This window comes from Pseudomonas sp. F-14 TE3482 (genome assembly GCF_053629455.1).
On the sequence record NZ_JBRJII010000001.1, the window covers coordinates 5,083,553 to 5,095,588 of the forward strand.

The window sequence follows — 12,036 nt, forward strand, 5'->3', positions numbered from 1 at the left end:
TCACCCAAAACTGTTTGGCGTTTATATGGACGAGGGATTTGTCATGCACAAAATAATCGGTGTTCTGTTAATCGCGCTAATGGTGGGTTGCACTCAGGTCGATATAAAACCATCGAGTGAAGTAGGGACGATCAATAATGTCCAGCCCCTGAATGGCCCCGCCGTCGCCACTCAACTGAACACGCTTTACAACCGAAAATCAGCCACTTTCACCTATGTCGCCGCAGATCAGGGGGTGGCTCAATGAACACCCTACTGTGGCGCACGCTCGGCAATGCTCCGCGCATTCTCTTTCATTCGCTAACGGGGGTCGGTTTGATGCTGAGTATCAACTCGCCCCTTTATGCGCAAACAGCAACAGAAACCCCTGACAGCTACATCCTTACCGTGGAACGTTGTGTGAAATATGTCGAAAGTGCGCAATGGGTGTATCGGGACTATCAGTGGTCGTTTTCCATCACGCCCACACCCTGTGCGCGGCGGACACAACCGGAAGGGACACCCTTCCTTTGGGACGAACTTTCCCGTGACTATTCCAATAGCAGCTACTGGCAAAATACCCATGGCCTGCGCCACCAACTGATTTGTCATCTGGCGATTGCGAGGGACAAACCGCAGTGGAACCTGGAACCGTGGCGGCCAGATGTGGGGTATGCACAAACGTTGGCTGCCGGCTGCAATCATGTCGTCCCCTTGCCTGAAAAAGCACCATGACACTTCAATGAAAGATGAGCATTACAGTTGATTTATCGCTGGTGTCCGCCATCGAACAAATGGAAACTCCCTTCAGGCTTGGCTCATCGACCCAGGCCATAGCCTGAGGAAATCCAATGCGCACCATCGGCCTTATCGGCGGCATGAGCTGGGAGTCCAGCGCCGAATATTACCGTCTTATCAACCAGCAGGTACGTGATCGCCTCGGGCCGTTGCGCTCGGCGAAACTGTTGATGTACAGCGTCGACTTCGGCCCGGTCGAACAGGCCCAGCATGCCGGGCGCTGGGACGACGCCGCGGCGATTCTGGTGGATGCAGCCCAGCGTCTGCGGGCGGGTGGCGCCGAGTGCGTGGTGCTGTGTACCAACACCATGCACAAAGTGGCCGGGCAGATTCAGGCAGCGATCGATATTCCGTTCCTGCACATTGCCGATCCGGCGGGTCAAGCGGCATTGGACGTCGGTGCGCTGCGCGTGGGTTTGCTGGGGACTGCGTTCACCATGGAGCAAGACTTTATCAAGGCACGTCTGACGGCCAAGGGCCTGACGGTGTTGGTACCGGAGGCTGAGGAGCGCCAGGCCGTTCACCGGATCATCTATGACGAGTTGTGCGTCGGGGTGATCAGCGAGGCGTCACGCCAGGTCTATCAACGGGTGATCAAGTCGCTGACCGAACGCGGCGCCCAGGCGATCATCCTCGGCTGTACCGAAATCGGCATGCTGATCAAACCCGAGCACAGCGCCCTGCCCTTGCTCGATACCACCGAACTGCATGCGCAGGCGGCGGTGGCGTTCGCGTTGGGCGACTGACTCGCGCAGAACCTGTAGGAGCGAGCGGTGCGGCGATCCGACTTGCCCGCGAAGAATGCACCGCGGTTTTTCAGGTATTACGCGTCATCGTTCTTCGCGGGCAAGCCACGCTCCCACAGGATGTTCGTCGCTCACATTTCTTGACTTACCGGCGTTGGGCCTCGGGCGTGCGACGCAGGCGCGCCATGCTCAGGGTATCGACCAGCCGACCGTCACGCACGGCGTAATCGCGGAACAGGCCTTCGGTCTCGAAACCGAATTTCTGGTACAGGCCGATGGCCGCTTCGTTGTCGGCGTACACCGAAAGTTCTACCCGTTGCAGGTTCATCCAGTTGTCGGCGACGTCCAGCGCTGCTGCCAGCAATTTCGAACCGACACCCCTGCCCTGCCACGCCACGGCGACACCCATGCCGAAGCTGCCGGCGTGGCTGCGGCGGATCCGCGAAAACTGTTCCAGGCCAATGTTGCCGATGACCGATCCCTGGTGCAGCGCCACCAGTTTCACCGCCCGCTCGTTGTCCGCCATCAGGCGTTGGCGCCAGACCTCGGTGGACTGAAACGGCATTTGCAGCACCTGCCGGGCCACGGCGGGGTCGTTGTAGAGCGCGGTGATGCCCTCGATGTGGGATTCGCTGAAGCGTTCGAGGTGAATGGCGGGGTCGTGGTCAGGCATGGCGGTGTTCGTCCTTGATCGGTGTGTGACCGGTCACTCTAAACCGCGATCCCCATGAGTGGCGAGATCAAAATGTTGCTCCCACATGGATCTGTGTCAACTCTGGATCGCGTCTGTCGCTTGTTGAAGGCTGCGATCTTTTGCTCTTGATGGCAGGCTGTGGCGGTGTTTTGTGTCCCTTGGCGGTTGCCGAGATGCGTGCTGCATGCAGAGCGGCATGGCTAGACCGTTGACGCGACAACCACCTGCTAGAGTAAAAAGCATACCCATCGACTATCCAGCACCGGAGTTGTGCACCGCCACCTGGACGTTCGACTAGAGAAACGACGTTATTCGCCGGACTGAATGTCACCTTTGGAAAATGAGGAAATTTCTATGAAAGGTTTGCTTCGCGCCGCAGGATTCAGCCTGATGGCGTTTTTCGCAAGTTGTGGTGTTGGTGCTCAGACAGTGCACAGTCATGCTGCGCCGCCTGCCTTCACCGCCACACCGGCCGATATCCAAGCGGATAGCCAAAGAAATTGATCGTTCCCATGTTCCACGGAGGGCATGGGGACGGTCTTGCTCGCGAAGGCGGTGTGTCAGTCGACATCAATGTTGCCTGACGCACCGCCTTCGCGAGCAAGACCGCTCCCACATTAGTTAGTCATCAACTCTCGAACCACTCCCGCCGCGCGTTGAAGGTGTTGTGGATCAGCTCGACGATGCTCTGCACCTCACCTTCATCCCGGGAATCGGCATTGACCGCCATCCACACCTGGCGCTGCATCGGTTGCTTGAAGAGCCCGGGCAACGCCACCAGCCCCCGGTCGAATTGGCTCATGTAATGCGGCAATAAACCGATGCAGGCGCTGCAGCGGATCATCTCCAGCATCAGCTCATAGGCATGCAGTTGCACCACGCCGGCCAGGCGCTGCTCCACCAGACTGTTCCACGGGCCCAAAGCGGCGATATGGCGGTCGTGCTGCCATTGCACCAGCATGAAATCGGCCAGGTCACCCAGGCTGTCCGGCCGCGCCGCGACCCGTGAATAGCGTTTGGCGATGTGCGGCAGATAGTCCAGCCGTGCCAGTCGCTGGGGCTCGCTGATGGCAAAACTGGGGCCTGGCGACGGCGAATCTGTGCCCGCGAGCCATACCACCACATCGGCGCTGATCGCTCGCAGGGACAGTTCGCTGTCCAGGGAAATGATGTCCAGGCGCACACTGGCGTTGCGCCGCAGCAGCGAGACCAGATCACGACCGAGGATGTCGTGCAGGATCGACTCGGCGACGGCCAGGCGAATCAAGGGCTGCTCGATCACGGGCAAGTCGCGTTCACGGGCCAGGGCAATCAACTGCGCCTGAAGCTGCAAGCCGTCACGACTGAGTGCAAAGCCATTGCCGGAGTGGCTGAACAGCGAACGCCGCAGTTGCGCTTCAAGTTGTGCCAGTTGTTTACGCAATTGGGTCGATTTGATGTTGAGACTGCGGGCCGCTTGCATGAAACAACCGCAACGGGCACAGACCCGGAAAGACTGCACCAGCACCGGATCGATTCCGGCCAGTGAGTGTAAGGATTGGTTTTGTTCTACGGGCCAACGGTACGCGGTCACATCCTGACGATCAGTGGGTTCCATGAATGCCATTGATGACTCCCTGTCGATCTGTCCTTGAGCGTTTTATCCTGCTGACTGTTTATGAACTTGATGTGACGGCCGCACAAAAAGCGAATTAACCACCGGGCGTTTGCCGAAAGCTCACCGCCAGGCGATTCCAGCTGTTGATGGTGCTGACGGCCATGGTCAGGTCGACCAGTTCACCTTCGCTGAACTGCTCCCGGGCCAGGGCGTAAACGTCGTCCGGCACGTGGCTTTGCGAGAGCAGGGTCACCGCTTCGGTCCAGGCCAGGGCGGCTCGCTCCCGAGGGTTGAAGAAATTGCTGTCGCGCCAGACCACGATCGCATACAGCCGGCGATCGCTCTCACCGAAGCGGCGCGCGTCCACCGAGTGCATGTCGGTGCAGAAGGCGCAGCCATTGAGCTGCGAGGCGCGGATTTTGATCAGGTTCAGCAACGCCTGTTCGATGCTCAGGTTGCTGGTCAAGGCCTCCATCGCGATCATGGCTTTCATCGCTTTGGGCGATGCGTTGTAGTAATCCAGGCGGGCGTTCATGGCGGTGCCTCATGGCGCTGATCAATGCCTCCACGGTAGGCGCCGATGCACGAGGGTTACAGACCCAATTTGGCGAAAAAACCATGGACCGCCCGGCAGCAGGCCAATCGCAGGTTTTTCGGCGACACAACTTCTGCGCAGCCGTTCATGCGGGTAATCTGGCGCGACGCACTGTCGCCTCAACCGCCCCAGGAGCCCCGCCGGTATGGAACTTCATGTTGTCATCAACGGCCGCAAGGACCTGGCAGGCCAGTTGTACCGGCAACTGCGCGACGCCATTGAATCCGGTCGCCTGACAGCCGGGACGCAACTGCCGCCCAGCCGCTTGCTGGCCGAACAACTGGGGATCTCGCGCAAGACCATTTCCGACACGTATGCGCAACTGACCTACGAGAACTTCCTCACCGGAGTGATCGGCAAAGGCACTTACGTCAATGCCCGGGCGGCGAAAATCGTCCACAAGCAGAGCCATTCGGAGCTGGCCAGCTTTGATGTGATCGAACGCTGGCGCAACCTGCCGACGTTCTTGCGCCACCCGACACTGGAAGGCTCGCTGCGTTACGAGTTCATCGGTGGCGCCACCAGCAAGGGCCAGTTTCCGCAGGACGATTGGCGCCGCTGCACTTCCCATGCCTTGCGCCAGATGGCCGGTTCCAAAGGTTTCTATAGCCTGCCCGAAGGCCTGCCGGCACTGCGCAATGCCATCGCACGGCACATTGCGTTTTCACGTGGGGTCAATTGTCAGGACGAAGACGTGGTGGTGTGCAACGGCGCGCAACAGGCGCTGGACCTGATTTCCCGGGTGTTGACCCAACCGGGCAGCCTCGTCGCCATGGAAGACCCCGGTTACCCGCCGGCGCGTCTGTTGTTCGGGAGCCATGGCGCAACGGTGGTTGGCGTGCCGGTGGATGCGCAAGGCATTCAGGTCGAGCACATTCCCGATGGCACCCGGCTGATTTACGTCACCCCGTCCCACCAGTTCCCCTTGGGCATGCCCATGAGCCAGGCCCGGCGCGAAGCCCTGCTCGCAAGGGCCTATGAGCTGGGCGCGATCATCATCGAAGACGATTACGACAGCGAATTCCGCTACGAAGGCCGGCCCACCGACTCGCTGCAAAGCCTGGATGAGCGAGGCATCGTCGCCTACGTCGGCACTTTTTCGAAGACCTTGCTGCCGGAACTGCGGCTCGGGTACGCGATATTGCCGCCGGCGATTCTCGAAGCGGTGATCCGCGCCAAGCAGCTCACCGACCTGCATACCTCCACCCTGCCCCAATGGGCGCTCGCCAAGTTCATCGCCGAGGGCTGTCTGCTCAAGCACATCAGGCGCTGCCATACGATTTACGCCGGGCGCCGTGAACGGATCCTGGCGCGCATGGCCGGCGACCTTTCACCGTGGTTCGAAGCGGTGCCAACCACGGCCGGGTTCCACATGGCGGTGCTGTGCAAGGTGCCGGTCGATATGCCATTGGTGATCGAATTGGCAAAAAAAGTCGAAGTGGGGCTCTATGCCCTGGACAGCTTTTTTTACCAGCAAGCGCCGCGGGCCGGGCTTTTCCTGGGGTTCGGCGCGATCGAAACCCTGGACATCGACATCGCCCTGGACCGGTTAAGGGATATCTTGCAGCAGCTCGACTGAGGGATTGGTCTGCGGCTTTATCCGGTGATTGGCTATTGGCGGTCTGGGGGTGCAGGCCTATCCTGATTGGGCGTTATCCCTCAATGAGCAGGATTCGTCCGGCCTGATTCAGGAGTGTGAGCAATGTCCAACGAAGTGATTACCACCGTAAAGGTGCAGGCGGCCGCCGGCCGCTCGGACGAACTGGGTAAGCAACTGCAAAAGATTGTCGACACCCTGCGCGAACTTCCGGGCTGTGACTCCTATATGGTCGACCGCTGCCCCGAGGACGACACCCGCTGGACAGTCAGCGCCCGCTGGCAATCGGAAGCGGCCATGCAATCGCATTTCAACTGCCCCGAAGTGCAAGGCTTTATCGGCCTGATCGACAGCCGGTTGGCCAATGCAGTCGACTTCAACAGCTTTCCAATCGTTTAAAAGCAAGATCAAAAGATCGCAGCCCCGTAGCAGCTGTTGAGCTTGCGAGGCTGCTGCTACAACTCAATTGATGGCCTCTTCGCGGACAGGTTTTGTGTTGAACGCCGATTTTGTGGACACCCGCAATCCCTGTAGGAGCGAGGCTTGCCCGCGAAGAGGCCCGACCAGACACAACAAAACCTTCAGATAAAAAAAAGCCCCATCTCTTTCGAGACAGGGCTTTTTCATTCAACGCTTATCAGGCAGCCGGTTCCAGCTCGGTGCTGACAGCGACAGCCGCAGTGGCAGGCACCACCGCTTGACCGCTCAACGCCAGGTCCAGCAGTTCGCGGTTGGCCACCGCGTACATGGCATAGTCGGTGCCGCTGGCGGCACGGATTTCCACCAGCATGGCGCGCCAGCGTTCGATCATGCCTTCGTGCTCTTCCATCCACAGCGCCAGGCGTGTTTCCACGTCCTGGGTGCCGTCGCCCTGTTGCAGGACCGAGATGGTGATCGCACGTTGTTGCCAGTCGACGTCATCACGGAACGCTTCACGGGCCAGGGCCTGCCAGTTGTTTTCAACCGGCAGAGCGCTGATCTGTTGCAGGTACCAGGTGATGTCCAGCGCGCTGCCCACGGCGAAGTAGGCCTTGGCCACGTCCGCTGCGTTCTGGCCGGTCACATCCGAAGCTTCGATGATCGGCAGCAAGGTGTACAGGTGAGTGGTGCCTGCAACCATGCGCGCCAGCAACTCAGGCACGCCAGCAGCGACGTAAGCCTGGTAGCGGGTCTGCCAGCCTTCGCGGGTCGGGCCTTCCAGCAGTTCGTCGAGCTTGAGGCCCAACGCCGCCAGGTGCGGACCGAAGTGCGCGACGTCACGGGCAGCGTTCTGCTCGTTGCGACGGCTGCGCAGGAACCAGCGCGTAGCGCGGCGACCCAGGCGCATCAGCTCGTCCATCAGCTCCAGTTGTACGTCGGCCGACACCTGATAATCCAGGGCTTCTATCTGCCGGAACCAGTGCGGGAGGTGGAAGATATCCCGAACTATTACATAGGCCCCCGCAACATTCGCCGGGCTCATGCCGGTCGACTCTTTGAGTCGTTGAACGAAGGTGATGCCCATGTGGTTCACCAGATCGTTGGCGATCTGGGTGCTGACGATTTCGCGCTTCAGACGGTGACGGCGCATGGCAGCGGAGAACTTGCTCACCAGCGTCGGTGGGAAAGCGGTTTCCATGTCGCGGGTCAGGTAGTCGTCGTCCGGCACCAGGGAGTTGAGCAGCGCTTCCTTGAGGTCGATCTTGCTGTAGGAGATCAGCACCGACAGCTCGGCACGGGTCAGGCCATGGCCTTCCGCGAGGCGTTCGTTGATCGCTTCTTCAGCCGGCAGGAACTCGATGGCGCGATCCAGCTTGCCGCGGCTTTCCAGATCGTTCATCAGACGTTTGTATTCGGCAATCCGCACGAAGGCACGACGTGCCGCCAGGGACAGGGCCTGAGTCTGCTTGTAGTTGTTACCAAGCACAAGGTTGCCGACTTCGTCGGTCATGCTCGCCAGCAACTGGTTACGTTGCTTGTCGGTCATGTCGCCGGCGTGCACGACTTCGTTCAGCAGGATCTTGATGTTCACTTCGTGGTCGGAGCAGTCCACACCACCGGCGTTGTCGATGAAGTCGGTGTTGGAACCGCCGCCATTGAGGCCGAATTCGACACGACCCAGCTGAGTCATACCGAGGTTACCGCCCTCGCCCACGACTTTGCAGCGCAGTTCGTTGCCGTTCACGCGCAGTGCATCGTTGGCCTTGTCGCCGACATCGGCGTGGCTTTCGGTGCTGGCTTTCACGTAGGTGCCGATACCGCCGTTCCACAACAGGTCTACCGGTGCCTTGAGCAAGGCATTCAGCAGTTCGGTCGGGGTCAGCTTGTCAGCCTGAATGTCGAAACGCTCTTTCATCTGCGGGGAAATCGCGATGCTTTTTGCGCTGCGCGAGAAGATCCCGCCGCCTTCGGACATGATGCTGGTGTCGTAGTCCGACCACGCCGAACGCGGCAAGTCGAACAGACGCTGACGCTCGGCGAAGCTGTTGGCAGGCTCCGGGTTCGGGTCGATGAAGATGTGCAGGTGGTTGAAAGCAGCGACCAGTTGCAACTTGTCGGACATCAGCAAGCCGTTACCGAACACGTCACCGGCCATGTCGCCGACGCCCACCACAGTGATGCTGTCTTCCTGAACATTGATGCCGCGCTCGCGGAAGTGGCGTTGTACGCCGACCCACGCGCCCTTGGCGGTAATGCCCATTTTCTTGTGGTCGTAACCAGCCGAGCCACCGGACGCAAAGGCGTCGCCGAGCCAGAAGCCGTAGTCGATGGCGATGCCGTTGGCGATGTCGGAGAAGGTCGCAGTGCCCTTGTCTGCCGCCACTACCAGGTACGGGTCATCGTCGTCATGACGCACGACGTTGGCCGGCGGTACCAGCGCGCCGTCTTTCAGGTTGTCGGTGATGTCCAACAGGCCCGAGATGAAGATGCGGTAGCAGGCGATGCCCTCGGCCGCGATCTCGTCACGACTGCCGCCCAGCGGCAGGCGACGCGGCAGGAAGCCTCCCTTCGCCCCCACCGGCACGATGACCGAGTTCTTCACTTGCTGGGCTTTTACCAGGCCCAGGACTTCGGTGCGGAAGTCTTCTTCACGGTCGGACCAGCGCAGACCACCGCGAGCAACGTTGCCGAAGCGCAGGTGCACACCTTCGACGCGAGGCGAGTAAACGAAGATTTCGAACTTCGGTACCGGCTTGGGCAGCTCTGGAATCTGGTGCGGGTTGAACTTGAAGCTGAAGTAGGACTTGTTCTGACCGTGGGCATCGGTCTGGTAGAAGTTGGTCCGCAGGGTCGCTTTGATCAGGTCCAGGTAACGACGCAGGATGCGGTCTTCGTTCAGCACCTGAACATCGTCCAGTGCTGCCAGAATCGCGTGTTCCAGGCGTTGCTGCTTGTCTTCCAGATCGTCGCTGGCAAGCTTGCGCGCCAGGTAGAAACGGGTCTTGAACAACCGGGTCAACTCGCGAGCGATGTCGGTGTGGTTGTTCAGGGTGCTGGCGATGTAACCCAGGTCGAAGCCCAGGCGGATCTGCTTCATGTAACGAGCGTAGGCACGCAGCAGCGCCACATCGCGCCATGGCAGGCCGGCGGTCAGCACCAGGCGGTTGAAGGCATCGTTCTCGGCATCGCCACGCACGATGTGGACGAAAGCGTCCTGCAAGGTGTCGTTGAGTTGCTGGATGTCGAGTTCCAGGCCTTCGGCGGCGGTGAACGCGAAGTCGTGAATCCAGAATTCGCGGCCGCTGTTGTGGCGCAGGCGATACGGGAACTCACCCAGCACGCGCAGGCCGAGGTTTTCCAGGATCGGCAACACGTCGGACAACGCCAGCGGGGTGTCGGCGTGATACAGCTTGCAGTGCAGCATGCGCTGACCGGAGACCTGGGCCAGCGGCTGATAGAAGCTCATGACCAGCGGATTTTTTTCGCTCAGGCTCAGCAGGTGCTGCATGTCGACCACAGCTGAGTGGGCGGCGAAACGCTCGCGGTAACCAGCCGGGAAGCCTTTCGGGAAGTCGGCCAGCACGTTGGTGCCCTGGGCTTCGCCGAAGCTCTCGACCACCAGGCTCGCGTAGTCGTCCTGCCAGCTGCGGCAGGCCTGTACCACTTCTTTTTCCAGCAGAACCGGGTCGATGTCCAGACGGTTCTTCGGATCGACCCGCAGAATCAGTTGCACACGGGCCAGCACAGACTCGGAGAAGAAGGTCCAGAACTCGCAGTCCGAGGCTTTCAGGCGATCCATCAGCACTTGCTGGATCTTCTGGCGCACTTCGGTGGAGTAGATGTCGCGCGGCACGTAGGCCAGGCAGTAGCAGAAACGGCCGTACGGGTCTTTGCGCAGGAACACACGGATCTTGTTGCGTTCCTGGATCTGTACGATCGACATCACGGTGGTGAACAGCTCGTCCACCGGGGTCTGGAACAAGTCATCGCGGGGCAGTACTTCGAGTACCTGGGCCAGTTCCTTGCCCAAGTGAGCCTTGGCCTGGAAGCCCGAACGCTGTTCGATGATCTCGACCTTACGACGGATGTAAGGAATGACCCGCACGCTTTCGCCATACACCGACGAGGTGTACAGGCCCATGAAGCGGCATTCCTTGATGACCTTGCCATCGGCATCGATCTGGCGGATCGACACGTAATCCGGGTAAGCCGGACGGTGGACACGGCTTGGGTGTGCAGCCTTGGCGAACGACAGCGGTGTCGGTTCGCGCAGGTAGTTCACGGCGTAGTCTTCGATGCGCAGATCGTCGACGGTCAGGCCGGCACGCAGCAGTTTGGTCAGGCCGAGGAACGAGTTCTGGTCATATTCGATGTGACCGCCGTTCTGATCCTCGCCCACCACGAATTCTTCGTAGCCCAGGAAAGTGAAGTGGTTGCCCACCAGCCATTCCAGGAAGCTCTTGATTTCGGACTTTTCGTCGGCGTCGATGATGAATTGGCTGTTGTCGATGCCTTCGATCAGCTCCTGGACCTTGGCTTTCATCGGTTCGAAATCGGCGACCGCGACGCGGACTTCACCGAGAACCTGCTCCAGCTCTTTGGTCAGGACGTTCAGTTCGGCCGTGTTGGCGCAACGGTCGATTTCCAGGTACATCAGCGATTCTTGCAGAATGCCTTCGCCCTGGGTGCCTTTGGGCAGGATTTCCAGCAGCTCGCCCTTGCTGCCGCGACGCACGCTCAGCACAGTGGTTTGCAGGGTATGAATGCTGTAGCCGCGACGGTTCAGCTCGGTGCGCACCGAGTCCACCAGGAATGGCAGGTCGTGGTGCAGCACTTCGACCGCGGTGTGGGTCGACTGCCAGCCGTGGCGTTCGTAATCGGGGTTGTAGACGCGCACTTGCGGATGCGCGTGATCGAAGCGCTCAAGCAGGCGCCACGCAGAAAGGGTGCAGCCGGCGAGGTCGGACAACCGACGCTGGGTCAGCTCGTCCAGGGAAATGATGCCGAAGAATTGTTCAGCGAACAGCGCCACTTGTGGCAGTGCCTGTTCACTGATGTGCTGCGCCAGTGCCGCTTGCAGTTGGTGCTGGAAGTCGGCTTTGCTGGCTGCGGTGAAGAACGCCATCTGTGGTACTCCGCTTGGGCTTGTTATTGATGGAAGCGTCGCGTGCAAACCCCTTTCGGGGCAATCCGTCACCCTGTTCCTGATTCTCGGGCAGAGGAAACAGGATGACAGGTGGATGAAGCTGGACGAGACACTCAGGTCACATTCACCTTCCAAGAATGGGCATCTGCAAAAACGACTGCCAAGGCAACAGGCAATGCCTTTACGGGTGCTCATCCGTTGCGCAGCTTAACGACTGCGGCAAGGGCCATGCTTGCAGCGCTGCGACATATTCGGTCAACGGTACGCAGCGCGCGGCAGGTGCCTCGAACAACATTAGCAGCCGTGTCGCAAAACGGGCGTTTTATGCCCGGTTTTACGGTACATGCGTGCCAATAATGACCAGTAACACCCCGAATGTTCACGACACATCTTCTGACACTCAGCCGAGCAGAAATTCCCCAGGGCTGGCAGAATTGCTTTTTGTAACGTTCACCACGCTCGCC

Annotated in this window: 10 protein-coding genes; 6 read left to right on the forward strand and 4 right to left on the reverse strand. The window is 59.9% G+C overall.

Going from position 1 to position 12,036, the window contains the following annotated elements; all coding sequences use genetic code 11:
* The first annotated feature begins 43 nt into the window (after positions 1–43).
* The 3 genes from AB7M26_RS22825 to AB7M26_RS22835 all read left to right on the forward strand — a co-directional run bounded on the left by AB7M26_RS22825 (position 44) and on the right by AB7M26_RS22835 (position 1,523).
* A complete protein-coding gene (locus AB7M26_RS22825; protein WP_185022037.1) occupies positions 44–247 on the forward strand; it encodes a hypothetical protein in 204 nt (67 codons plus the stop codon).
* A complete protein-coding gene (locus AB7M26_RS22830; protein WP_123494347.1) occupies positions 244–714 on the forward strand; it encodes a DUF2599 domain-containing protein in 471 nt (156 codons plus the stop codon). The genes AB7M26_RS22825 and AB7M26_RS22830 overlap by 4 nt, the downstream gene beginning before the upstream one ends.
* 116 nt (positions 715–830) lie before the next feature.
* Entirely contained in the window at positions 831–1,523 is a 693-nt protein-coding gene (locus AB7M26_RS22835) for an aspartate/glutamate racemase family protein (protein ID WP_123494345.1), read from the forward strand.
* A 145-nt stretch (positions 1,524–1,668) separates the two neighbouring features.
* On the opposite strand, the gene AB7M26_RS22840 is transcribed toward AB7M26_RS22835, so the two are convergent.
* Positions 1,669–2,196 carry a GNAT family N-acetyltransferase gene (locus tag AB7M26_RS22840; protein WP_123494343.1) on the reverse strand — a complete coding sequence of 176 codons (528 nt, stop codon included), beginning with the start codon at positions 2,194–2,196 and terminating at the stop codon, positions 1,669–1,671.
* A gap of 375 nt (positions 2,197–2,571) precedes the next feature.
* Between AB7M26_RS22840 and AB7M26_RS22845 the strand changes: the two genes are divergently transcribed.
* Complete coding sequence (locus tag AB7M26_RS22845) at positions 2,572–2,721, forward strand: hypothetical protein (protein ID WP_185022035.1); 150 nt, start codon at positions 2,572–2,574, stop codon at positions 2,719–2,721.
* 124 nt (positions 2,722–2,845) lie between these two features.
* Here the strand turns inward: AB7M26_RS22845 and AB7M26_RS22850 are convergent, their stop codons facing one another.
* Positions 2,846–3,823: a LysR family transcriptional regulator gene (locus tag AB7M26_RS22850; protein WP_123494341.1), complete on the reverse strand. Its 978-nt coding sequence runs from the start codon at positions 3,821–3,823 to the stop codon at positions 2,846–2,848.
* Between the two features lie 85 nt (positions 3,824–3,908).
* The gene (locus AB7M26_RS22855; protein WP_123494339.1) at positions 3,909–4,349 is read right to left on the reverse strand and encodes a carboxymuconolactone decarboxylase family protein; all 441 of its coding nucleotides are present in this window, start codon (positions 4,347–4,349) and stop codon (positions 3,909–3,911) included.
* 205 nt (positions 4,350–4,554) lie between these two features.
* Here AB7M26_RS22855 and pdxR point away from each other — a divergent pair, with 205 nt between their 5' ends.
* A complete protein-coding gene (gene pdxR, locus AB7M26_RS22860) occupies positions 4,555–5,988 on the forward strand; it encodes a MocR-like pyridoxine biosynthesis transcription factor PdxR (protein WP_123494338.1) in 1,434 nt (477 codons plus the stop codon).
* A 123-nt stretch (positions 5,989–6,111) separates the two neighbouring features.
* A complete protein-coding gene (locus AB7M26_RS22865; RefSeq protein WP_063343499.1) occupies positions 6,112–6,405 on the forward strand; it encodes a putative quinol monooxygenase in 294 nt (97 codons plus the stop codon).
* Positions 6,406–6,643: 238 nt separating this feature from the next.
* Here AB7M26_RS22865 and AB7M26_RS22870 read toward each other — a convergent pair whose 3' ends face one another.
* Positions 6,644–11,551, reverse strand: coding sequence for an NAD-glutamate dehydrogenase (locus tag AB7M26_RS22870; protein WP_123494336.1), 4,908 nt, complete (start codon positions 11,549–11,551; stop codon positions 6,644–6,646).
* Between the last annotated feature and the right edge of the window lie 485 nt (positions 11,552–12,036).

What these genes read in the sequence shown, in the direction of transcription:
- AB7M26_RS22840 (WP_123494343.1), bottom strand. Translation starts at nt 2,196, where the DNA reads ATGCCTGACCACGACCCCGCCATTCACCTCGAACGCTTCAGCGAATCC.
- AB7M26_RS22835 (WP_123494345.1), top strand. Translation starts at nt 831, where the DNA reads ATGCGCACCATCGGCCTTATCGGCGGCATGAGCTGGGAGTCCAGCGCC.
- AB7M26_RS22850 (WP_123494341.1), bottom strand. Translation starts at nt 3,823, where the DNA reads ATGGCATTCATGGAACCCACTGATCGTCAGGATGTGACCGCGTACCGT.
- pdxR (WP_123494338.1), top strand. Translation starts at nt 4,555, where the DNA reads ATGGAACTTCATGTTGTCATCAACGGCCGCAAGGACCTGGCAGGCCAG.
- AB7M26_RS22830 (WP_123494347.1), top strand. Translation starts at nt 244, where the DNA reads ATGAACACCCTACTGTGGCGCACGCTCGGCAATGCTCCGCGCATTCTC.
- AB7M26_RS22865 (WP_063343499.1), top strand. Translation starts at nt 6,112, where the DNA reads ATGTCCAACGAAGTGATTACCACCGTAAAGGTGCAGGCGGCCGCCGGC.
- AB7M26_RS22845 (WP_185022035.1), top strand. Translation starts at nt 2,572, where the DNA reads ATGAAAGGTTTGCTTCGCGCCGCAGGATTCAGCCTGATGGCGTTTTTC.
- AB7M26_RS22825 (WP_185022037.1), top strand. Translation starts at nt 44, where the DNA reads ATGCACAAAATAATCGGTGTTCTGTTAATCGCGCTAATGGTGGGTTGC.
- AB7M26_RS22870 (WP_123494336.1), bottom strand. Translation starts at nt 11,551, where the DNA reads ATGGCGTTCTTCACCGCAGCCAGCAAAGCCGACTTCCAGCACCAACTG.
- AB7M26_RS22855 (WP_123494339.1), bottom strand. Translation starts at nt 4,349, where the DNA reads ATGAACGCCCGCCTGGATTACTACAACGCATCGCCCAAAGCGATGAAA.